This is a genomic window from Bacteroides cutis (assembly GCF_900241005.1).
In the GTDB taxonomy this organism is placed as follows: domain Bacteria; phylum Bacteroidota; class Bacteroidia; order Bacteroidales; family Bacteroidaceae; genus Bacteroides; species Bacteroides cutis.
On record NZ_OEST01000004.1, the window covers coordinates 160,284 to 182,941 of the forward strand.

A 22,658-nucleotide genomic window follows, 5' to 3' on the forward strand; every position below is an offset into this window, starting at 1 on the left:
AATTACTAATTTTGCGTGTTAATCACTGTTTTTATACATCAAGAAATGATAGAAGACATTAAAAAAGCCTGCCAAGTGATGAATGAGGGTGGAATAATTTTGTACCCTACGGATACCATCTGGGGTATAGGTTGTGACGCTACCAACGAAGATGCGGTGCGGCGTGTGTATGAGATAAAGCAACGTTCCGATAGCAAGGCGATGCTGGTGTTGGTAGATTCTGCCGTAAAGGTCGATTTCTATGTTCGGGATGTACCGGAAATAGCATGGGATTTGATTGAACTGGCAGATAAGCCGTTAACTATAATTTATTCAGGAGCACGTCATCTGGCCTCTAATTTGGTTGCTGAGGATGGCAGTGTAGGTATTCGGGTGACGGATGAAGAATTCTCGAAAAGACTTTGTCAACAGTTCCGTAAAGCGATAGTGTCTACTTCGGCTAATATCAGTGGTCAACCTTCACCCGCTAATTTCAGTGAGATAAGTGAAGACATAAAGTCTGCGGTAGATTATATTGTAGGAGTTCGTCAGGAGGAAATGGGACATCCGAAACCGTCCAGTATTATTAAATTAGATAAAGGTGGTGTCATTAAAATAATCCGAGAATAAAAAGAAAATGGCAGGAGAAAAAATTAGTTGGTTACAGCGCTTCATCATCTGGCGCGAAAAGAATGTGAAGGAAAAAAGGTTTATTTTGCTCCTCAGCTTCTTGGTTGGCATCTTTACAGCGTTGGCTGCACTGATTTTGAAGGTTCTGATACATTGGATACAGAATTTCCTGACGGATAATTTTAATGCTACAGAGGCAAATTACTTGTATTTGGTTTATCCGGTGGTAGGTATCTTTCTGGCGGGACTGTTTGTACGTTATGTGGTGAAGGACGATATCAGTCATGGAGTCACAAAAATTCTTTATGCCATATCACGCAGGCAGGGACGCATTAAAAGGCATAATACCTGGTCGTCTATCATAGCTAGTTCCATCACCATTGGTTTTGGTGGTTCGGTAGGAGCGGAAGCGCCGATTGTGCTGACGGGTTCGGCTATCGGTTCCAATTTGGGAAGCATGTTCAAGATGGAACACCGCACACTGATGCTGTTGGTGGGTTGTGGCGCCGCCGGTGCGGTGGCGGGCATCTTCAAAGCACCGATTGCGGGACTGGTGTTTACGTTGGAAGTGCTGATGATTGACCTTACTATGTCTTCTTTATTGCCTCTGTTGATTTCGGCGGTAACGGCGGCAACCGTTTCGTACATTATGACGGGAACGGAAGCGATGTTTAAATTCCACCTCGACCAGGCTTTTGAATTGGAACGTATCCCTTATGTTATTATGCTGGGTATATTCTGCGGGCTGGTTTCGCTCTATTTTACGCGCGCAATGAACTCGGTTGAGGGAGTATTCGGCAGGCTGAAAGTGCCTTACAAGAAGTTGCTGGTGGGTGGCGCTATGCTGAGTATCTTGATTTTCCTTTTTCCGCCACTCTACGGTGAAGGTTACGATACGATAGAATTGTTGCTGAACGGTACGAGCAATGCTCAGTGGGATACTGTGATGAACAACTCCTTCTTCTATGGGAACGGGCAGTTGTTGCTGCTTTACCTGATGCTGATTATCCTTTTTAAAGTATTCGCGTCGAGCGCTACAAATGGTGGTGGCGGTTGCGGCGGTATCTTTGCGCCTTCTCTGTATCTGGGATGTATCGCCGGATTTGTATTCTCGCATTTCAGCAATGAGTTTGAGATATCTCCTTTTTTGCCGGAGAAGAATTTTGCATTGATGGGCATGGCGGGAGTGATGAGCGGCGTGATGCACGCTCCGCTGACGGGTGTATTCCTCATAGCCGAGTTGACGGGTGGATATGATTTGTTCCTGCCGCTGATGATTGTTTCCGTCAGCGCTTATCTGACTATCATCGTGTTTGAGCCACATAGTATTTATTCCATGCGTTTGGCAAAGAAAGGAGAACTGTTGACTCATCATAAGGACAAAGCTGTGTTGACTTTGATGAAAGTAGAGAATGTGGTAGAAAAGGATTTTGTCGTAGTACATCCTGAAATGGATTTGAGTGAATTGGTAAAGGCGATTTCTGCATCACATCGTAATATATTCCCAGTAACAGACAATATAGGTAAGCTGATTGGTATCGTATTGCTGGATGATATACGTAATATTATGTTCCGGCAAGAATTGTATCATCGCTTTACGGTGGGCAAACTGATGACTTCGGCGCCTGCGCGTTTATTTGATACGGATAGTATGGAGCAAGTGATGCGTACTTTTGATGATACCAAGGCGTGGAATTTGCCTGTGGTAGATTGTGAAGGAAAGTATCTGGGCTTTGTCTCTAAATCAAAGATATTTAATTCGTACCGTCAGGTGCTGGTACATTTTTCGGAAGATTGAAAATGGTTATGAAAAAAGAAGATTTGCGAATAGTATATATGGGTACTCCTGATTTTGCGGTAGAACCCCTTCGTTGCCTGATACAAGGTGGATATAATGTAGTAGGTGTGATTACAATGCCGGATAAACCTGCGGGACGTGGACATAAAATCCAATATTCTCCCGTGAAACAATATGCACTCGAACATCGTCTGCCGTTGCTTCAACCGGAAAAGTTAAAAGATGAGACATTTGTGGAGGAATTGCGTGCGTGGAAAGCTGATTTGCAAATTGTAGTTGCTTTTCGTATGTTACCGGAGGTTGTTTGGAATATGCCTCGTTTGGGCACATTCAACCTGCACGCTTCTTTGTTGCCGCAATATCGGGGGGCTGCTCCCATCAATTGGGCAGTTATCAATGGCGATAAGGAAACCGGTATTACTACTTTCTTCTTAAAACATGAAATTGATACGGGTGAGGTTATCCAGCAAGTGCGAGTTCCTATTGGGGATACGGACAATGTGGGTATTGTACATGATAAGTTGATGATGTTGGGAGGACGTTTGGTGACGGAAACCGTGGATGCCATTCTTGCCGGTACGGTTGAGAGTATTCCGCAGGAAAAAATGGTTCAGGTAGGTGAATTGCGCCTTGCACCGAAAATTTTTAAAGATACCTGTCGTATTGATTGGAACCAATCTGTTAAACGTATATATGATTTCATTCGTGGCTTGTCTCCATATCCTGCAGCTTGGACTGAATTGGTACAGCCGGACGGAGCAGTAGTGGTCTTGAAAATTTTTGAAACGGAAAAAATCTTTCAGTCCCATCAATTGGAACCCGGAACACTCTTGACGGATGGTAAGACTTATATTCGTGTAGCTACCATGGACGGAATGATAGAAATTCATTCTCTTCAACTTCCTGGTAAAAAGCGGTTGAAAACGGATGAACTGTTGCGCGGCTTTCATCTGACGGAAGAATATAAATTGCGATGAACATTGCTCATATGAAATCTTTTCTGGATATTTATATGTTATACTTTCATATAACCTTTACATTATAACTGTTATGAAAACTATTATATCACCTTCTATCCTTTCTGCCAATTTTGCATATCTGGCAAATGACATTGAAATGATTAACAGCAGTGAAGCTGATTGGGTACACATCGATATTATGGATGGTGTTTTTGTCCCGAATATCTCTTTCGGTTTTCCTGTATTGAAATATGTAGCAAAGCTTTCGGAAAAGCCTTTGGATGTACATCTGATGATTGTACAACCTGAAAAGTTTATACCGGAAGTGAAAGCATTGGGCGCCCATATCATGAATGTGCACTATGAAGCTTGTCCACATCTGCACCGGGTGATACAACAGATACGCGAAGCGGGAATGCAGCCGGCGGTAACGATAAATCCGGCTACACCTGTGGCAATGTTGAAAGATATTATTAATGATGTGTATATGGTATTGCTGATGGGAGTTAATCCTGGCTTTGGTGGTCAGAAATTCATAAAACATACCGTTGAGAAGGTACGTGAGTTGCGTGAATTGATAACACTAACCGGTTCGCAAGCTTTGATAGAAGTAGACGGAGGTGTTAATTTGGAAACAGGAGCTTGCTTAGTAGAAGCTGGTGCTGATGCGCTGGTAGCAGGTAATGCGATATTCTCCGCCCGTGATCCGGAAGAGGCTATCCGTGCTTTGAAAAATGTCTAAGAGACTTTATTGTCAATAAACGGTTTACAACGGTATCCTTACCTTCGACTTTTGATGCCGTTGGCTGGTGGAATTGTATATGGGGAAGCATTTCCTTATGTACTTTCTGTTGGTGTATGGATGTCAGGCTTATTGTTCTTGCTGGGAATTTTGTTCATTTCCTATCGTTATTCATTCCATAGACTGTACGGAGGAACGGTTTTTATTTTTCTGTTTGGTTTAGGAGCTACTTTGGCTGGTCAACAAGTGAAGAAAACAGAATATACCTTTTCAAACGAAGCTTCTGTTTATCGGGTTACTCTTGATGGAGAACCGGAAATTAAAGAAAGTAGTATTTTATTTCGTGGTGTCCTTAATGGGGAAGTGCAAAAAGATACATTTCTTCATGCGACTGCAAAGAATGTTTTCTTGTTATATTTCCCGAAAGATTCTGTTACTTATGCTTTGTGTAGAGGGAATGAATTACTGATATATACCCGTCTGAATCCTCCTGTTAATAATGGAAATCCTGATGAATTTGATTATGCTCGTTATCTGGTTCGTAAAGGAATTAGTGGAACTGCTTATGTGGCTACCGGACATTGGAAAATAATAGGTTATGATGAATCTCATTCTTTCAGACAGATAGCTTTAGATTACAGAAAGAGAGTGATTGCTCTTTATCGGAAATTAGGGTTGAAAGGGGACGAGTTAGCTATCCTTTCTGCACTTACGGTAGGAGATAAAGATGAACTGAGTGAAGATATTGTAGAGACATATTCAGTTACTGGTGCCAGTCATGTATTGGCTCTTTCAGGGTTACATGTCGGATTTTTGTATGTATTGTTTCTCTTTATACTGTCACCATTGTGGCAAAGGTGGAATTATTTAAAGCCTGTTATGCTTTTAGTGATAATTCTTCTTTTATGGAGTTTTGCTTTTTTTACAGGTTTGTCTTCTTCTGTGGTTCGTTCGGTGATAATGTGTTCGCTTTTAGTTATTTCTAAACTACAAACGGAGAATCCTTTGACGATGAATACATTGGCTGTAACAGCATTTTTAATGTTATTGGTAAATCCGGTTTGGCTGTTTGATATTGGTTTTCGACTTTCTTTTGCGGCTGTTGCGACGATTTTACTTTTTCAATCAAAAATGTATGGTTTATTCACAATAAAGAACTACTTCCTGAGAAAAGTATGGGGACTGGTGACAGTGTCTATTACTGCCCAGATAGGTACTGCTCCTTTAGTTATGCTGTATTTTTCTCGTTTTTCTATTTATTTTTTGTTGACAAATTTATGGGTAATTCCGATGGTTACGATTATTATGTATACTGCGTTACTTCTCTGGATTCTTATACCTTTTCCTTTTTTACAGCAAGGAGTGGCAGTGGCATTGGATACGTTAATACACATTCAGAATGTGGTGCTTCATAGGATAGAACAGCTTCCTTTTGCTTCTATTGATAATATATGGATAGATGTGTGGGAAGTATTTTTCTTCTATCTATGTTTCATACTGGGATATCGTGCCCTTACACGTCATACGGTCAAAAATACGTATATTGCTTTATTTGTCATAATGTTGGGGGGCTTCTATCATACTTTTACATTTCTGTCATACGTTCCCCGGCGAAGCCTTGAATTTTACAATGTTCACGGATGTCCGGTTATACATTGTTTGGCGGATAATGCTAATTCTTGGTTAGTATGTACAGATAGTTTGCCGAATATTACGCGTTTGCAACGCACTCTTTCTCCTCATTGGAATCATTTACGTTTGAAACAACCTGTGTTGGTGGCAGGAGATTTCTCTACGGCTGAGATTTCTGTTCATAATCAGATTGTTTCTTATGGTGGTAAACATATCTGTTTATTAGCAGATGGTCGTTGGCATAATAAACAGGCAGATGTACCGATATCTATTGATTATCTTTATGTTTTGAAAGGATATAAAGGTGATATTAAGGAACTTACTTCCTTGTTTACAATAGGAACTGTGGTACTTGATTCTTCTTTGTCTGATTTTTATCAAGAAAAAATTATCAACGACTGCATTCGTTTAGGTATCTCCTATCTTTCTCTTTCAAAAAAAGGTTCTATCCGTATATTATTATAAATCATAAACTTTTTGTACTTTTGTCTGCTCAATTGTTATGGATGAACGGAGTTATACCAATCGTTTAGTCGTAAATCATCAACGTACCTATGTGTTAAAGATAAAAGATATGTCATGACCGTAGGGAATAAATTGTAAATCAATTATATGTTAACTAAAGTAATAGAACAATCAAAGATAGATCATTTTGCCAAATGGATGGAACGTGCAGAGAAAATAGTCATTGTGTCACATGTCGCTCCCGACGGTGATGCGATAGGTTCCTCTTTGGGATTATGGCATTTCCTGAATACACAGGATAAGGATGTGAATATTATTGTTCCCAATGCATTTCCTGATTTTCTGAAGTGGATGCCCGGTAGTAAGGATATCCTTCTTTACGATCATTATAAAGAATTTGCGGATAAACTGATTGCGGAAGCCGATGTTATTTGTTGCCTCGACTTCAACGCAATTCATCGTATCGACGCTATGGCAGATGCCGTGCTTGCTTCTCCGGCAAGAAAGATATTGGTAGACCATCATTTGAATCCAGAAGATTTCAGTAGAATTATTATTTCCCATCCAGAGATATCTTCTACATCCGAACTTATATTCCGCTTGATATGTAGGATGGGGTATTTCAGCGATATCACAAAAGAAGGAGCTGAATGTATTTACACAGGTATGATGACCGATACTGGTGGTTTTACTTATAATTCCAATAATCGTGAAATTTATTTTATAATCAGTGAGCTGCTTTCCAAAGGGATAGATAAAGATGAAATTTACCGAAAAGTCTACAATACCTATTCAGAAAGCCGTTTACGATTGATGGGATATGTGTTGTCACAGATGACGGTATATCCGGATTATCGTGCTGCATTGATATCTTTGACGAAGAAAGAGCAAAGCCGGTTCGACTATATTCGTGGTGATAGTGAGGGGTTTGTAAATATACCTTTGAGTATCAAAAATGTTGTTTTTTCTTGTTTTCTGCGTGAAGATACAGAGAAGCCGATGATCAAGGTTTCTTTGCGTTCGGTAGGTAAGTTCCCTTGTAATAAGTTGGCTGCAGAGTTTTTTAATGGTGGTGGACACCTGAATGCGTCCGGTGGCGAATTTTTTGGAACCATGGAAGAAGCGAAGAAAGTTTTGGAACAAGCATTAGAAAAGTTTAAGCCATTGCTTAATGCGAAAGGATAAAAAAAGTTTAGTTGTAAAGGTTAAAAGATACGAACTTTCGAGCCGTAGCTTTTAACTTACAAGAAAATCAAATACTTTTGTACGAAATTACTAAATAACAGAAATGAAGAAACTTACTTTATTCCTTTTGTCTTTATTGGCATTTAGTTTTGGCTTTCAAGCCTGCGATGATACAAAGACCTATGCAGAGATGCTGGAAGATGAAAAAAAAGGCATCGAAGATTTTATCAGAAAAAATAATTTTACAGTTATTTCTCAATCTGATTTCTATGCGCAAGATTCTACTACCAAGGAAAATGAATTTGTTCAACTTGTTAGCGGTGTGTATATGAATATAGTGTCTAAGGGTTATCCTGATACTGATGACTATGTGAACAAGTATGATACGGTAAAGAGCAATGATGAAGTATTAGTGCGCTTTATGGAATATAGTATTCTTGATAAAGATACTACTTTATCCAATCTGAATGCTACAGAAACGGTGGACGCTTTCAGATATACTGTGACTACTTCTTCTATAGCGGGACTTTTCTTGCAAGGATACATGCTTGCGTATTATGGTTCGTCTGTTCCTGCCGGTTGGCTCGTGCCATTAACTTATGTACGTAATGGTGCACATGTCAGATTAATAGTTCCGTCAAAAATGGGACACCAGACTGCTATACAATATGTTTACCCTTATTATTATGATATTCAGAAATATCAAATCTGGAACTAACCAAACAATTTAAAATATTAACCTATGACTCTAATCAAATCTATCTCTGGAATCCGTGGAACAATCGGCGGTGGTGCGGGCGAAGGATTAAATCCTCTCGACATTGTGAAGTTTACATCTGCGTATGCTACCCTTATCCGTAAAACATGCACTGTAAAAAATAACAAAATTATAGTAGGTCGCGATGCGCGTATCTCAGGTGAAATGGTGAAGAATGTAGTAGTAGGTACCTTGATGGGTATGGGATGGGATGTGGTAGACATTGATCTGGCATCTACTCCGACTACAGAATTGGCCGTAACGATGGAGGGTGCCAGCGGTGGTATTATCCTGACTGCTTCTCACAACCCGAAACAATGGAATGCTTTGAAACTTCTGAACGAAAAGGGTGAATTCCTGAATGCGGCAGAAGGTAATGAAGTACTTCGTATTGCTGAAGCTGAAGAATTTGAATATGCCGAAGTCGACAAACTCGGCTCTTATCGTAAGGACTTGACATACAATCAAAAGCATATTGACAGTGTATTAGCTCTTGACTTGGTAGATGTAGAAGCCATCAAAAGGGCAAATTTCCGTGTTGCCATTGACTGTGTAAATTCTGTAGGTGGTATCATTCTCCCACAGTTGCTCGAACAATTGGGTGTTCAGTATGTAGAAAAGCTATATTGTGAACCAACCGGTAACTTCCAGCACAATCCCGAACCGTTGGAAAAGAACTTGGGTGACATTATGAACCTGATGAAAGGTGGAAAAGCGGATGTCGCTTTCGTGGTCGATCCGGATGTAGACCGTTTAGCTATGATTTGTGAGGACGGTAAGATGTATGGTGAAGAATATACATTGGTAACCGTTGCCGACTATGTGCTGAAACACACTCCGGGTAATACGGTCTCTAACTTGAGTTCTACACGTGCTTTGCGTGACGTAACCCGCAAGTACGGTCAGGAATATTCGGCTTCTGCTGTAGGTGAAGTAAATGTAACTACTAAAATGAAACAGGTAGGTGCTGTTATCGGTGGTGAGGGGAATGGTGGTGTTATCTATCCTGCCAGTCATTACGGTCGTGACGCTTTGGTTGGTATTGCTTTGTTCTTGAGCCACTTGGCACATGAAGGAAAGAAGGTAAGTGAACTACGTGCTTCTTATCCGTCTTATTTCATGGCAAAGAACCGTGTGGATTTGACTCCGGATACTGACGTAGATGCCATTTTGGCTAAAGTGAAGGAACTCTATAAGAAGGAAGAAATCAATGACATTGATGGTGTTAAGATTGACTTCCCTGATAAATGGGTTCATTTGCGTAAGAGTAATACAGAGCCGATTATTCGTGTTTATAGCGAAGCCGCTACACCGGAAGCTGCCGAAGAAATCGGTCAGCAGATTATGAAGGTGATTGAAGACTTGGCGAAATAAGAAGATCTCAATGATAACTGAAAATAGTAATGGCGATAATCGGAAGATTATCGCCATTACTATTTTCAGTTATCATTGAGATTAACTAATCGTGTTGATACATTGATTAGAATAGTTTCACTCGTTCTATTTCTCCTTCGAAATTCGGGGTAAATACTCCTTTCCCGATATTTTTCTTAATTTCTTCAATACTCCAGAAACGTCCGCCATCCAGTTCATCACTGGGATGTATTTCACCATCATACACAGTCTTGTGTACAAATACAAGTTCTTTTTCACGGACAGACTCAAAAACATAGTTCGTAATGGCTTCAGGAGTGAAATCCGTGATACCTAATTCTTCCTGTACTTCCCGTTTTAGCGCTATTTCCACACTCTCACCGAGATCTATATGTCCACCCACGGATGTGTCCCATTTTCCCGGTTGTATCTCTTTCCAAAGTGGACGCTTTTGTAGATAAAGTTCGCCTTTGGAATTGAAAACGTGAAGATGAATGACTGGATGCAGCAGTTTACTACCGTTGTGGCATTCACCGCGAGTTGCTGCACCTATGATATTACCTTGTTCGTCGACAAGGGGGAACATTTCTTGATTGTTGTCGTAGTTCATAAGGTTAAGGTATTAATAATGAAGAATCTCCATAACTTAGAAAACGAAAATCATGACTGAGTGCATAGTCATAAATTTTTCTCCAGTTACCTTCCACAAAAGCAGATACAAGTAGTAATAACGTACTTTGAGGTTGATGGAAGTTGGTGATCATTGCTTTTACTATTCTATAATCATATCCCGGAGCTATGATAATCTGGGTACTGGTATGCAAAGTTTCCATTCCATGACGGTCAAGATAATCTACGATGGCTTGTAAAGCTTCAACAACAGATGTTTTATCTTCTTCGGGAGTCATTTCATAGGGTTGCCATTGTTTTACGTGTAGTTCATTTTCTGTAGCATCAGGCTTTTTTAGCAGAGAAATGCCGATATGATAAAGACTTTCTAGTGTACGAACGGAAGTAGTTCCCACTGCAATTGCTTTACCCTCATGAGCAATCAATTTCTCTAGCGTGGCACGCGAAACGGAAATATATTCCGTATGCATTTCATGTCCTTCTATTTCTTCACTCTTGACAGGCTTAAATGTTCCTGCACCTACATGGAGAGTTAGTTCCTCCAAATCGACTCCTTTATTACGCAATGCATCCAGTACGCGTGGAGTAAAATGCAATCCGGCGGTAGGAGCAGCTACAGAACCTTTTATTTTGGAATAAACAGTCTGGTATGTCTCTTTATCACTTTCCTGCGTTTCTCTATTCAGATAGGGGGGGATAGGTAATTCTCCGAATACTTCAAGAATATCTGCAAAGGTAACTCCAGGATTATCCCAACGAAAATCTATCCAATGGCTGGTTCCATGGCATTTTCCACGTTCAGCGATCAATGTAAGCGACTTTCCTTTTACAATCATTTCCCGTTTTAGGATACCTTCTTTCCATTTCTTCAGATTACCTATCATGCAGAGCCATGCGGCATGTTCCGTTTGTTGGAAATTGAGGGCATAGTCGTTGGGCTGTATCGGTTCTAGGCAGAATACCTCAATCAATGCGCCAGTTTCTTTGCGGAAGTGCAAACGTGCCTGGATAACCTTTGTGTTATTAAATATCATCAAACTGTTGGATGGAAGATATTCAGGTAGCGAAGTGAATTTATCTTCTGAAACTTCACCATGCCGATATAACAATAATTTTGATTGGTCTCGCTCCGGTAAGGGAAATTTGGCTATGCGTTCATCCGGAAGTGGATAGTTGAATTCTCTGATTCGGATATGTTTCGGATCTTCTTTCATTTCTTTATTTCTTTTTACAGGCTGCAAAGGTACAGATATTTATCGTCTTTTTCTATCTTTTTTTATTGAGTTACCGTATCTTTGTGCAGCAGTTGTGACTTTAGTACTTTCAATAGTAAAATAGTAAATTATTAAATCGCGAATAAAAAGATGAAAATAGGAGATAAAGTGCGTTTCCTCAGTGAAGTAGGAGGAGGTGTGGTAACAGGATTTCAGGGGAAAAATATCGTATTGGTAGAAGATCAGGATGGTTTCGATATTCCGATGCCTATACACGAATGTGTGGTGATTGAAACTGATGACTATAATATTCCTACTCCTGCCGCCAAGGCTGCTGCCAATAAGAAAAAAGAAGAACAACAATTGCCACGGAAGGCTTCTGAAACAGCCAAGAAAGCCGCTGTGTTATCGGTATCTCATTCTTCAGAGTCGCAGATCGAATGTTTGCCGAAGCCTCAAATCTCTGTGTATCGTCAACCGGAAATGAAAGGTGGTGATGTGTTGAATGTTTTTCTTGCTTTCGTTCCCGAAGATATAAAGGCTGTAAGTACCACTCCTTTCGAAACCTATCTTGTAAATGACAGTAATTACTATATGTATTATACCTATCTCGGTGCTGAAGGTAAATCGTGGACAGCCCGTTCCTATGGTCTGATAGAACCGAACACTAAGCTTTTATTGGAAGAATTTGAGAAGTCGGAATTGAATGATCGTGAGCGTGTAGCCGTACAATTGGTGGCTTTCAAGGATAACCGTTCCTTTGCCATGAAGCCTGCCATTAACGTAGAAATACGTATTGATACCGTGAAGTTTTATAAATTGCATACTTTCCAAAGTTCGGACTTCTTTGAAACTCCGGCGTTGATATACGATATTGTCAGGAACGATCTTCCTGTTAAACAAGTCTATGTGTCTGCCGAAGAACTGCAAGATGTCCTAATACAGAAAAAAGTGGTAGACGTTCCGGCTAAACCGCAGACAATTATTAAGCGCGGAGGTAAAAATGAAATCATTGAGATTGATTTGCATATCGGGGAGCTGCTCGATGATACTCACGGAATGAGTAACAGTGAAATCCTGAATTATCAGTTGGATAAATTTCGTGAGGTGATGAAGCAATATAAGAATAAGCGTGAACAACGTCTTGTCTTTATACATGGTAAAGGGGATGGTGTACTCCGCAAAGCTCTTTTAGATGAATTGAAGCGTAAATATTCTACCTGTAGAACACAAGATGCATCTTTTCAGGAATATGGGTTTGGGGCAACAATGGTTACTATAAAGTAACGAAAGCTCTATAGAATATGTGTGTGAATCGAAAGAAGGCTGCCCTGCTTTATGTAAGTTTAGGTATATTCCTTTTTATTTGGAGTGCTTGTACATTCTCCCCAAAACGGGGTAATGTGTCGGAAATGCAGGCTTTTGAGACCTTTTTTCGTTTGAATGTTGATTCTATAGCCACTGCTCCCCGATGGATGAGGACTCAGGCATTTCAGCGGATGGAGGAAGTGAGGGATACTTTAGTACGCCATAATTATCTGGCTATAGTCTTGAAAACTTACCTGGCTACTTCTGAGCTTGATTCTGCACAAATTCTGATACGCCAATTGAAAGATTATGTGAAGACACAGCCTTTCTCTCCTCAATTAGCCGATTTGCAATCGGAATATATTAATATGGAGGGGAATATTTATGGTAGGAGAGGGTATATGGATTCGGCTGAGAACTGTTTCCGGAAAGCTTATGAATTACGATTACAAGGTAAGAAAACGGGATTTATACCGGATATTCTGATGAACTTGGCCGATGCCAATAATCGTCAGGGTAAGTTGGATGTCGGAGCATTTTGGTATCGGAAAGCTTTGCTGTTGTGTGACTCTCTGAATTTACCTCCTGAAAAGAAATATCCTATTTACTACGGGTTGGCGCAAGGTTATATGACACTGCGCGATTATGAGCAGTGCGATCGGTATTATAATCTTGCTGCTGCAAGTTATGATGATATGTTACCTGACGAAAAACACTTTTATTTGAACAATAGAGGAAATTCTTATTATTATAGAGGAGACTATATCACTGCCATAAAATATTTCAGGAAAGTGCTGGATCTTGTAGAAGATTATCCGGATATGCTTTGGGCGCTTAATTTGACTTACTTGAATTTAAGTGACTGTTTCTTGAAACTGGATGAAACAGATTCTGCTGCTATTTATCTTGATAGATGTGAACCTTTTTTCAAAGAGTTGGGAGTGACGACTGCACTTTATTACATCGATACACAAAATATAGAACTGGCGTTGAAGCGTCATGACTTTTCTAAAGCTCGCAGACTATTGATGAAGAGTGGCATTCCAACCGATGTTGATCCGGATATGCTGCATATCCGGAATAAAAATTTAGAACTCTTCTTTGAAGAGACTGGCAATTATAAGCAAGCATATAAATACCTGAAAGAGAATAATCGCCTTGATGATTCTATCCGTAATGAGCGTGTAAGGATGCATACGGCAGATCTGACTTTACGTTATCAACAGGATTCTACTTTGATGGCACACAAAGTCCTGTTTCAAAAGAAGGAAAATGAAGTCTTGGTATTGAGACAGACTCGTTTTGTGATACTTGCTGTAGCCATTGTTGCACTGTTGGTTGCTGTTTTCATTTACCTGTATAACAGAAAGAAACGTGCTTTGATACTTGCAAAAAACCGCCGTATTGTTTCTTCGCTTCGTTTGGAGAATATACGTAATCGGTTGTCTCCCCATTTCATCTTCAATGTACTCAATCAGGAAATAGTAAGCCGGAAAGAAAACGAACAGCGAGAATTGGCGGCCTTGGTGAAGTTGATGCGTCGTAATCTGGAACTGGCGGAACAATTATGTGTTACGTTGGCAGAAGAACTTGATTTTGTGAAAACGTATATTGACTTGGAACGTCGTTCTTTAGGAGCTGATTTTCATTTGATAATAGAGATTGGGGAAGATGTACATTCTGAACAAGTCCTGCTTCCTTCCATGTTGATACAAATTCCGGTAGAAAATGCAGTGAAACATGCTTTGCGTGATAAGGAAGGAGAGCGTAATCTTTGGATTTCCATTCATCGTCGGGAAAATGGTATCTGTATCAAAGTTACAGATAATGGTGGCGGCTACCGTCCCGGCAGTCGAAATAGAGGAACTGGTACGGGGATGAAAGTGATTATGCAGACTGTTCAGATATTGAATATGAAAAATAAAGAGTCAATTGATGTTTCCATACACAATATTTCTTTGCCTGGTGGTGAAATCGGCTGTGAGATTGTTTTTTTACTCCCTGATAAATATAATTATGAAATTTAAGAAAGGCTGTTTAGTTCTATTTTTCGGAAGAATAGCCTGGGTTTAGACGGTATAGTTCGTAAATGCTCATTTCCAGCTTTGCATATAAGCGATATAATCTTTATATTCGCCAAGGAAAATGGGTGATATGGATAAATACAAGGTTGCTATAGTGGATGATGATGAGGTATCTCTCGAGAATTTAAGTTTCGAGTTGAGAAAAGATAACCGCTTTTCTGTGTCGGGAACTGCACGGAACGGAAAGCAGGGGAAGAAACTCATAACTAAGGTGCAACCTGATTTGCTGTTCCTGGATGTGGAGATGCCTGATATGACAGGATTGGAACTCTTACAGGAAATGCGCGACAGTATTGCTTGGAATATGCGGGTTGTATTTTATACGGCTTATGATAAATATATGATTCAAGCTATTCGGGAAGCTGCATTCGATTATTTGTTGAAGCCTTTTGAGGAACTGGATTTAAGGGAAATTCTTGCACGTTTCGTGAAACAGGTTGAGACAGGACAGAAAAAGTCTTTATCTACCGGAATATCGGTTCAAGCCGGACAGACTTTTATCGTATTTACACCGACCAACGATATGCGTGCACTTCGACCGGCTGAGATTGGTTTCTTTCGTTATTGCTCCGACCGTAAACAATGGGAAGTGATTTTGAATAATCAGCCACCGTTGACATTGCGTCGGGGAATGACGGCAGAACAAATCGTTCAGTATTCATCCGGATTTGTACAGATACATCAATCCTACATTATTAATATTGATTATCTGATGCTTATTAAGGATAATAATTGTGTCCTGTATCCTCCTTTCGATAAAGTAACGGAATTAATTGTTTCTAAAAAATATAAGAAAAAATTGCAAGATCGTTTTTGCTTGTGAAAGTAGAAGCATAACTGGTTAGGGAGTTAACATCGTATGGTTACGGTGTTGACATAAAGGAAAGGCGTTGAACTCATTGTTCAACGCCTTTTATTTTGTAATTAAACGTATTTGCACGTTATCAGTGGCGGATGTTATTCCACCCGGATACCTTTATTCAGCAATGTAATGTTCAAAACTTTAGCATAATCAGCATATTGCTTTTCATTCAAAGTTTTTTTCATTAATTTCAAATTACCATATATCGCGTTGCGAAGCAACTTCTCCTGATTTTTTTTTGAATTTGTGGCACGAGACATCTGTTCGCTGAAATATTCACATATATTAGCCACTTCTTTGTGTTGGTCATCAGACAAATTCAAATATTTACTCAACTTTGATACGTTGATGTTACCTTCCCATTTTGCAGTTGTAGGCTGATTTCCTGCTGCGAATGTTGTAACAGTCAGGCAGACTGCTGCTACTAATGTTAATCCTAATCTTTTCATAATACCTACTTTTTTAATTGTTATACCTAAAAACTAATCTAAACTAATACCTATTGAAAACAGCTCTAAGCGCTTAGCTTTTTCTTTTTACCTATGCAAATATAGAAATGTGTTTTATAGCATAAAAATGAATGAAGAAGAAAATGCATATGATACCTTCATTTTTTGATGTATGTCAATTATACGATGTGAAAATGTTCGTTTTATAGTTGGTTTTGTGATAAAAAATCAGTGTTCTTGGGGTTAAGTATTATTTAGTGATATTATGATATAGTGTATGTGTGTCAAAAAGTAAATGTGAAGTATGAGGGGGTGCATTACTCTGTGTAGCGATGGTATATTGCTGTTTCCGGAAACTGAATTGTCGTTGTACTCTCTGAGCAAATACCCACGAATCCTAATCCGCCTTTTACATTGGAGGGGATACTGATGGGTTCCATTAATATATCATCATAATCATCGGAATTCAGACAATTCAGAGCTTTCAGATAACGATATTCGGCTTCGGTAATACTAAGTATTTGTATGGAAATACTCCCTGTACGGTATATTTGATTAAAGATTTCATCCGGAAGGATATTTTCATAACGCTGGGTATAGACCTTTAGTGTAACATTAGAATTACTGAAACGGTTATCAGTGAAAATATTGTATTTGTTTTTGATATTCGGAAAGAGCTCATTGTTTTCATCATCGCTATTAGTGGGATGTCCGTCGGTTAAAATCACATCATCCCGGTTGATAAGATCCGTATATTGTTTGGTGATGATAACGTCCGGGAAAGTATCGTTGATAGGTTGACATCGGAAACTAAAGTCATTTACAATATTCAGCCGATAATAGTTCTTTTCATTGGAACGGTCTTTTAAAGTTACTTTGAATTGTCGATAAGGTTTCAGGCCATTATATTCTTTGACATAAGCAAGACAAGTGTCTACCTGTATTTTATCTACGGGTTGAGGTACAGTAACTTCTGCTGAAACATGATACTTCCCATTTTCAGCAGTACTTTCCAGGCGAACATTGTCACCGGGATGTAAAATAGTGGTCAGGCGGAATACTTTAAATTTAATACTTTGGAGTATTTGTTCTTTCATTTCCTCAGGATAGTTGTTTTCCAGTCCACCGATTGATTCTGACGGTGATAAAGCTTCCGGTGTTTCTTTCAGTTGTCCGTTTACGTAAAGAGAAAGAGTACCTTCACTCACGCGTCCCACGCCGGTACCTTCACTCAGGTGCAGATAGACCAAATTATCCGTTCGTCCGGCATTTATTAAAGCATTCATAATCAGTTGAGGCTCTTTCTGTGCCGTATCGTAGGGAATTTCATTTTCACAAGCGGATAATAGGAGAAGAAATGTTATATATATAATAAGGTGTAGGCTGGGTTTCATCATTCTTGTTTTCATGTTTTATATCTTTTAAAATCTGTAAGTATAGGTAAAGGACGGGATACAAGGCAGTAACGTCATTTTCTTTATGACGGTTTTTCTTTTATTTTCCTGACCGGTAATAAACATTCCGTTGTTATTATTGCCATAATAGAAATTGCCATTGTCGCGTTTGGTATAGACCAGGTTTGGATTCATAGCATTGTAAACATTGTAAATGCTGATATTCCACGTTCGCATACCGTGTTTTGTTTTTTTGTTGAAGTTTACTCCGAAATTCAGTCGATGGCTTGCCGGCAGGCGATAGTTGTTTCGGGAAGAAATGTAAGAAGTTTCTTCCATACTACCGTCCGGTTTGATAATGACTGTTTCCCGTTCGGGTATGGTGATCGTTCCACCTGTATAAAATATCCAAGAGGCTCCTATGTCTATGCGGTTACTGAATTTATGGTTGACGCAAAGGCTGATATTATGGCGGCGGTCGTACTTATAAGGAAAACGTTTACCATTGTTGATCGTACCGTTTTCAAACTGGCGGTCGCTTTTGGCAAGCGTATAAGCCATCCATCCGGTAGTACGACCTGCCGTCTTTTGAATCATGAACTCCAAACCGAAAGAACGGCCTTTACCCACTTCTACTTTTTCTTCCCAGTGGGTGGAAGTTCCGAAAAAACTAGTACCGTCCTGATATTCCAGTACGTTACGCATCTGTTTATAATAACCCTCCAGTGAAAATTCCCATCCGGGGATACCTTCATAATATCCGCCGATGGAATATTGGTTAGAGTACATGGGACGGATATTTTTTGTGATAGGTACCCATAAGTCTGTTGGCATAGAGAGAGGAGTAGACGAAAGCAGGTGTACATATTGTGCCATACACGAGTAAGCGGCTTTGATGGAATATCCCTGTCCCATACGGTAACGGGCTGAAAAACGCGGTTGGGCTGATAAATAGTTCTTGCCCTGTGTATGAAACAACGACAAGCGTATTCCGGTATTCAGGCTGAGGTTACTGCCGATGTCAAAGTTATCTTCCGCATAGAAAGAAACTTCGTGCCCGCGAAGTCTGTTGTTGGGATTGCTGCTATATACTGTATCTTGCTCTATTTTATTCTGTCCGGTTTCTCTGATTTTTGATGTAGTAGTTTCGGGGCTAAAGGTATGGTAGAGATATTCGGCACCAAACTTAATATGATGCTGTGGGAGTGGGGTATAGTCAAAATCCATACGAAAACTCCAGTCGCGGATACCGGAACGGTAATCTGCTCCGTATTGATAAGAATAGTAATTTTGACTGTTTTGGAAACGCCATTCTTCTGCCTCGCTTCTTAAGTTCATTTGATAGCTGTTATAGGCCACAGATGTATTACTGAAAAGTTTATTGTTGAATACATAGTTCCAGCGTCCGGATACTACAGTATTGCCCCAGTTCAATTGGTTTTTGTCACTATAGCTACTTCCAGAATAATATTCAGGTTGTTGTGTGTTGTAACTGTAATTCTCTTTGAATTTAAAATGAAAGTGATCTTTGCCTTTGTAGAAGTTCAGGAATATACGACTTCGGTCATTGAACTTATGATTTACTTTGGCATTGATGTCATAAAAGTAATAGTTATAAAATTCGGTATCGTCACCATCTTTATTCTTAATAAGGTTATTCAAGAAAGCGGTGTGGGTAGCGCGTGCACTAATACTGAAAGAAGTGCGGTTTTTGATGATAGGCCCCTCAAAATGTAACTTATCAGTCAGTGTACCAATACTCAATGTACCGTGATACCGGTTCATATCTCCATCATTGGTACGTACATCCACAATGGATGAAAGTCGTCCGCCGTACCGTGCCGGAAAGGAACTTTTGAATAGCGTGACTTTTTTCACGGCTTCGGGTGTAAAGATAGAGAATACTCCTAAGAAATGGTCGGCATTGTATACCGGAATACCATCCAGTAATATAAGGTTCTGGTCAGATCCTCCGCCACGTACATACAATCCGGAAAATCCCTCCATGCCTGCCTGTACACCGGGCATCAGTTGTACTGTCTTTAGCAGATCTGCTTCACCCAAGATGGCGGGTGTGTGTTTGACTTGTGCCATCGGAATTTCGTGTGCTCCCATGGCAGTGCTTTGGATACCCACTTCTTGTTTGTCTGAAAGTACCACCACTTCTGCCAGCTGGTTATTACTGTTCAGGCTGACGTTGAGTAAAGTGTCTTTTTTCAGTTCAAAACGGCTGTTCCGAGTTTCATAACCCAGATAAGAAAACGTCAATTCAGTTTCACCCTCCGGTAAAGTAAGCGTATAGAAACCGAAAGGATTGGTGGCAGTTCCCGTGGAACGACGACTCTCAAGGATATTGGCACCAATCAGCGTCTCCGAAGACGCCCCGTCTGTTACGTATCCGCTGATAGTGAACTTACGGCTAACGGGTTTCTGCGGCAGAGGCCGTTTATAGAGCAGGATATGCTTTCCGGAAATTTCAAACTTGATAGGTTCGTTTTCAAAGGCACATTGCAATATTTCGCTGATGGTTTGTTTTTCCACCTTCATATTAATGCGGTGGGATAGTTTGACTTCCTCTCCATAGACAAAAGAGAAGCCTGTGGCGTTTTCCAGCTGTTTTATCAGACTTTCCAAAGTCGCGTTGCGTATGTTCAGGCTTAAACGGACTTCTTTATTTTGTCCGTGAACGGATGTGATGTTTAAGAGAACCACGCACATCAGTAGTAAGACTCTGATGTGGTGGCATGAATAGAAAAAAGATTGATTCATTGTGTTTAGTTAGGTTTAGTAATGATAATAGTATTGTTTGTCTCTGTATAGTCAAAGTTGCCTGCGGCTCCTTTCAGTAAATCGAGGATTTCGGTCAGTTCTTCGTCGGTGTCGAAAGTACCCGTCATGCGATAGTTACATAGGTCGTCGTCATTAATGATAATCTCTTTGTGGAAGATTTCAGATAATTGACGCACAATTTCCTGTAAAGGTTGCTGTTGAAAATAAATAATTCCTTTACGATGTTCGGGTTTTGCCGGACTGGCCTGTTGTTTTATCGGTTCGGGTTTTGCCGGTTCAGGGTTCAGGGCGTGGTAGGCTGCCCAACTTGCCAGACACAGCAATACTACTGCTGCGCTACTCGTCATCCGCAACCAGAATATTCTTCTCTTTTTGCGGGCAAGTATTTTCGTCTCCAATAAATTCCAGCTGCTTTCTGCCGAAAAATGTCCACGGGGTGAGCGAGTAGAGGTAACCAACTTGTTTAATACCTTGTCAAAGTCCTTGTTACTTATCTTCATTTTATAGGTTTTTTGTTTTTCATAAGTAAAGACAGGCACTTTGGAAAAACTCCCTACTCAAAATTGCATTTTTTTTTCATCTATATCACTCCGCATTCAGCAGCATCTCCTTCAGTCGTGTGATAGCTTTTTGCAGTTGTGCATCTACCGTTTTTGTACTGATACTCAGTTCTTCCGCAACTTGAGCATAACTTTGTTTTTCCTCCCGTATGCGGATAAATACCTCCCTGCAACGTTCCGGCAATCGGTCGAGGGCTTTGACATAACGTGCGAAAAGTTCTTCACTGATAAGGGTGTCTTCCGGTGAGTCTGCCTGTACGGCAGGTTCGGGCAATTGGTCGGCGGATACAGTGGCATGCCGGGTTTCCTTTTCCAGATAGTTCAGGGATGCATTCTTTACGAGGATAAAGCAATAATCTTCAATATTACGTACTTCCGTCAGCGTGCTACGCTGTTCCCAAAGTCGTATAAAGACATCCAGAACAATCTCCTGTGCCCATTCTTCATGTTTCACGTAGTAGAAAGCAATACGGAACAACCGGTCGTATGTCAGGTCATAGAACTCCCGGAAGGCTCGCTGCGAGTCTTCATCCTTCATTTGACGGAGGTATCGTCTGACTTCTTGTTCGGTCATGTCATGCTATATTATCTCGTTTCTTTATAAACAGTCTTATTCTTCGATGAACATCAGGTCGCTTATAATACCGTCCGAAATAAAAATCCCTTCACGCGTCAGGCAAAGATGATTATCTTGTATTTTCAGTTTCCCGCTTTCCAGATAAGGAGTTGCCATATCCATGCAGTATTTCCACATCTCTGTGCCGAACTCCATTTCTATATATTTCAAAGATATCCCCCATAGGGTACGGATGCAAGTCATGATACACTCATTGTAGCAAGTCGTCTTGTCCTGGTATTCCGTTTCAAACTTCCGCCGGTCTGTTTCTATACCCTGCATATATTCTTCCAAAGACGCCACATTCCACTCACGGGTATGAGTGTTGAATGAGTGTGCCGCCGGACCGCAACCCAGATAAGGAATACCTTTCCAATAAGAAGTGTTATGACGGGAATATTTGCCCGGTCGGCAGAAGTTGGATATCTCATAATGCTCATATCCGGCAGCGTCAAGAGTATCTATCAGGACAGAAAAAAAGCGTACACTGCTTTCTTCATCCACTTCCCGGATACGGTGGGCTTGCAGTAATTCATAGATACGTGTCCCTTCCTCATACGTCAGATGATAGGCGGAAATATGCTCCACATTGAGACTGACCGCTTGCTTCAAGTCACGTTCCCAACGTTCATCCGTTTCGCCCGGCAATCCGTAGATGAGGTCGATACTGATATTTTCAAATCCGGCACGGCGGCAACGGTCTACGGCTTCAATGGCTTGCATGGCGTTATGGCGGCGGTTCAGTAATTTCAAAGTTACATCATCGAAGGTTTGTATTCCCATACTGATACGGTTGAAGGGGAGACGGTGTAACCGGGTTACATATTCTTCTGTCAAGTCATCCGGGTTGGCCTCGAGAGTAATTTCCTTGCAATGTTCCATGCCGTAAACCTCTTCGATAGTAGCAAACACCTGCCGGAAGTCCTCTTCATCGAGTTGTGAAGGTGTACCGCCCCCGAAGTAAATGGTTTCGATAGTTGCTCCTTCCAGATAATCCTTGCGTATTCTCAACTCCCGGCACAAAGCACGGATATAGCGCTCTTTCAGGTCGCTACGGGTAGTGGAGTAGAAATCACAATAGATGCAACGTGTTTTGCAGAAAGGGATATGGATATAGATACCTGCCATAAGCTTAGATTGATTGGGGGGCAAATATACAATTATTTTTTCCCTTGAGTTGAATGTTGGCTTGTCTTTGCTCGTATTTTACATAAAAACGAGTTTATATGC

The 22,658-nt window shown here is 40.4% G+C and carries 19 protein-coding genes; 11 read left to right on the forward strand and 8 right to left on the reverse strand.

All coding sequences use genetic code 11. The features are described from left to right. Positions 1-45 precede the first annotated feature (45 nt). The 8 genes from C1A09_RS10315 to glmM all read left to right on the forward strand — a co-directional run bounded on the left by C1A09_RS10315 (position 46) and on the right by glmM (position 9,521). On the forward strand, positions 46-609 hold the full coding sequence (locus C1A09_RS10315) for an L-threonylcarbamoyladenylate synthase (protein ID WP_101543740.1): 564 nt from the start codon (positions 46-48) through the stop codon (positions 607-609). 7 nt (positions 610-616) lie between these two features. Further along, positions 617-2,407: a chloride channel protein gene (locus C1A09_RS10320; protein WP_101543743.1), complete on the forward strand. Its 1,791-nt coding sequence runs from the start codon at positions 617-619 to the stop codon at positions 2,405-2,407. A gap of 2 nt (positions 2,408-2,409) precedes the next feature. Continuing rightward, positions 2,410-3,384, forward strand: coding sequence for a methionyl-tRNA formyltransferase (fmt, locus tag C1A09_RS10325; RefSeq protein ID WP_180949209.1), 975 nt, complete (start codon positions 2,410-2,412; stop codon positions 3,382-3,384). Between the two features lie 73 nt (positions 3,385-3,457). Beyond that, a complete protein-coding gene (gene rpe, locus C1A09_RS10330; RefSeq protein ID WP_101543746.1) occupies positions 3,458-4,108 on the forward strand; it encodes a ribulose-phosphate 3-epimerase in 651 nt (216 codons plus the stop codon). A 54-nt stretch (positions 4,109-4,162) separates the two neighbouring features. Beyond that, on the forward strand, positions 4,163-6,205 hold the full coding sequence (locus tag C1A09_RS10335) for a ComEC/Rec2 family competence protein (protein ID WP_101543748.1): 2,043 nt from the start codon (positions 4,163-4,165) through the stop codon (positions 6,203-6,205). A 147-nt stretch (positions 6,206-6,352) separates the two neighbouring features. Continuing rightward, positions 6,353-7,390: a DHH family phosphoesterase gene (locus C1A09_RS10340; protein ID WP_101543751.1), complete on the forward strand. Its 1,038-nt coding sequence runs from the start codon at positions 6,353-6,355 to the stop codon at positions 7,388-7,390. A gap of 103 nt (positions 7,391-7,493) precedes the next feature. Beyond that, complete coding sequence (gene bamK / locus C1A09_RS10345; RefSeq protein WP_101543753.1) at positions 7,494-8,108, forward strand: BamK family beta-barrel-assembly machinery protein; 615 nt, start codon at positions 7,494-7,496, stop codon at positions 8,106-8,108. A 24-nt stretch (positions 8,109-8,132) separates the two neighbouring features. Further along, on the forward strand, positions 8,133-9,521 hold the full coding sequence (gene glmM / locus C1A09_RS10350; RefSeq protein WP_101543756.1) for a phosphoglucosamine mutase: 1,389 nt from the start codon (positions 8,133-8,135) through the stop codon (positions 9,519-9,521). 106 nt (positions 9,522-9,627) lie between these two features. Here glmM and C1A09_RS10355 read toward each other — a convergent pair whose 3' ends face one another. Next, positions 9,628-10,131, reverse strand: coding sequence for an NUDIX hydrolase (locus tag C1A09_RS10355; RefSeq protein WP_101543758.1), 504 nt, complete (start codon positions 10,129-10,131; stop codon positions 9,628-9,630). A gap of 4 nt (positions 10,132-10,135) precedes the next feature. Then, positions 10,136-11,365 (reverse strand): S-adenosylmethionine:tRNA ribosyltransferase-isomerase, encoded by a 1,230-nt coding sequence (locus C1A09_RS10360; RefSeq protein WP_101543762.1) that lies wholly within the window; start codon positions 11,363-11,365, stop codon positions 10,136-10,138. Positions 11,366-11,515: 150 nt separating this feature from the next. Here C1A09_RS10360 and C1A09_RS10365 point away from each other — a divergent pair, with 150 nt between their 5' ends. The 3 genes from C1A09_RS10365 (at position 11,516) to C1A09_RS10375 (ending at position 15,580) form a co-directional block, all read left to right on the forward strand. Next, on the forward strand, positions 11,516-12,652 hold the full coding sequence (locus C1A09_RS10365) for a DUF2027 domain-containing protein (protein WP_101543765.1): 1,137 nt from the start codon (positions 11,516-11,518) through the stop codon (positions 12,650-12,652). Positions 12,653-12,777: 125 nt separating this feature from the next. Then, a complete protein-coding gene (locus tag C1A09_RS10370; protein WP_370738738.1) occupies positions 12,778-14,700 on the forward strand; it encodes a tetratricopeptide repeat-containing sensor histidine kinase in 1,923 nt (640 codons plus the stop codon). A gap of 127 nt (positions 14,701-14,827) precedes the next feature. After that, positions 14,828-15,580, forward strand: a complete 753-nt coding sequence (locus tag C1A09_RS10375) for a LytR/AlgR family response regulator transcription factor (protein ID WP_101544223.1) — start codon at positions 14,828-14,830, stop codon at positions 15,578-15,580. 134 nt (positions 15,581-15,714) lie between these two features. Here C1A09_RS10375 and C1A09_RS10380 read toward each other — a convergent pair whose 3' ends face one another. From C1A09_RS10380 to hemW, 6 genes are all read right to left on the reverse strand, one after another. Beyond that, complete coding sequence (locus C1A09_RS10380; protein ID WP_101543771.1) at positions 15,715-16,068, reverse strand: hypothetical protein; 354 nt, start codon at positions 16,066-16,068, stop codon at positions 15,715-15,717. 317 nt (positions 16,069-16,385) lie between these two features. After that, positions 16,386-17,477 carry a DUF4249 domain-containing protein gene (locus C1A09_RS10385; protein WP_101543773.1) on the reverse strand — a complete coding sequence of 364 codons (1,092 nt, stop codon included), beginning with the start codon at positions 17,475-17,477 and terminating at the stop codon, positions 16,386-16,388. Between the two features lie 12 nt (positions 17,478-17,489). Continuing rightward, positions 17,490-20,180, reverse strand: coding sequence for a TonB-dependent receptor domain-containing protein (locus tag C1A09_RS10390; RefSeq protein ID WP_101543776.1), 2,691 nt, complete (start codon positions 20,178-20,180; stop codon positions 17,490-17,492). A 56-nt stretch (positions 20,181-20,236) separates the two neighbouring features. Next, on the reverse strand, positions 20,237-20,752 hold the full coding sequence (locus C1A09_RS10395; RefSeq protein ID WP_101543779.1) for a DUF4974 domain-containing protein: 516 nt from the start codon (positions 20,750-20,752) through the stop codon (positions 20,237-20,239). 85 nt (positions 20,753-20,837) lie between these two features. Beyond that, positions 20,838-21,386, reverse strand: coding sequence for an RNA polymerase sigma-70 factor (locus tag C1A09_RS10400; protein WP_101543782.1), 549 nt, complete (start codon positions 21,384-21,386; stop codon positions 20,838-20,840). A gap of 36 nt (positions 21,387-21,422) precedes the next feature. Continuing rightward, a complete protein-coding gene (gene hemW / locus C1A09_RS10405; RefSeq protein WP_101543786.1) occupies positions 21,423-22,556 on the reverse strand; it encodes a radical SAM family heme chaperone HemW in 1,134 nt (377 codons plus the stop codon). Positions 22,557-22,658 lie beyond the last annotated feature (102 nt).

What these genes read in the sequence shown, in the direction of transcription:
- C1A09_RS10380 (WP_101543771.1), bottom strand. Translation starts at nt 16,068, where the DNA reads ATGAAAAGATTAGGATTAACATTAGTAGCAGCAGTCTGCCTGACTGTT.
- C1A09_RS10375 (WP_101544223.1), top strand. Translation starts at nt 14,828, where the DNA reads ATGGATAAATACAAGGTTGCTATAGTGGATGATGATGAGGTATCTCTC.
- rpe (WP_101543746.1), top strand. Translation starts at nt 3,458, where the DNA reads ATGAAAACTATTATATCACCTTCTATCCTTTCTGCCAATTTTGCATAT.
- C1A09_RS10335 (WP_101543748.1), top strand. Translation starts at nt 4,163, where the DNA reads ATGCCGTTGGCTGGTGGAATTGTATATGGGGAAGCATTTCCTTATGTA.
- C1A09_RS10315 (WP_101543740.1), top strand. Translation starts at nt 46, where the DNA reads ATGATAGAAGACATTAAAAAAGCCTGCCAAGTGATGAATGAGGGTGGA.
- C1A09_RS10385 (WP_101543773.1), bottom strand. Translation starts at nt 17,477, where the DNA reads ATGAAAACAAGAATGATGAAACCCAGCCTACACCTTATTATATATATA.
- bamK (WP_101543753.1), top strand. Translation starts at nt 7,494, where the DNA reads ATGAAGAAACTTACTTTATTCCTTTTGTCTTTATTGGCATTTAGTTTT.
- hemW (WP_101543786.1), bottom strand. Translation starts at nt 22,556, where the DNA reads ATGGCAGGTATCTATATCCATATCCCTTTCTGCAAAACACGTTGCATC.
- C1A09_RS10370 (WP_370738738.1), top strand. Translation starts at nt 12,778, where the DNA reads ATGCAGGCTTTTGAGACCTTTTTTCGTTTGAATGTTGATTCTATAGCC.
- C1A09_RS10365 (WP_101543765.1), top strand. Translation starts at nt 11,516, where the DNA reads ATGAAAATAGGAGATAAAGTGCGTTTCCTCAGTGAAGTAGGAGGAGGT.
- C1A09_RS10320 (WP_101543743.1), top strand. Translation starts at nt 617, where the DNA reads ATGGCAGGAGAAAAAATTAGTTGGTTACAGCGCTTCATCATCTGGCGC.
- C1A09_RS10395 (WP_101543779.1), bottom strand. Translation starts at nt 20,752, where the DNA reads ATGAAGATAAGTAACAAGGACTTTGACAAGGTATTAAACAAGTTGGTT.
- fmt (WP_180949209.1), top strand. Translation starts at nt 2,410, where the DNA reads ATGGTTATGAAAAAAGAAGATTTGCGAATAGTATATATGGGTACTCCT.
- C1A09_RS10340 (WP_101543751.1), top strand. Translation starts at nt 6,353, where the DNA reads ATGTTAACTAAAGTAATAGAACAATCAAAGATAGATCATTTTGCCAAA.
- glmM (WP_101543756.1), top strand. Translation starts at nt 8,133, where the DNA reads ATGACTCTAATCAAATCTATCTCTGGAATCCGTGGAACAATCGGCGGT.
- C1A09_RS10390 (WP_101543776.1), bottom strand. Translation starts at nt 20,180, where the DNA reads ATGTGCGTGGTTCTCTTAAACATCACATCCGTTCACGGACAAAATAAA.
- C1A09_RS10400 (WP_101543782.1), bottom strand. Translation starts at nt 21,386, where the DNA reads ATGACCGAACAAGAAGTCAGACGATACCTCCGTCAAATGAAGGATGAA.
- C1A09_RS10360 (WP_101543762.1), bottom strand. Translation starts at nt 11,365, where the DNA reads ATGAAAGAAGATCCGAAACATATCCGAATCAGAGAATTCAACTATCCA.
- C1A09_RS10355 (WP_101543758.1), bottom strand. Translation starts at nt 10,131, where the DNA reads ATGAACTACGACAACAATCAAGAAATGTTCCCCCTTGTCGACGAACAA.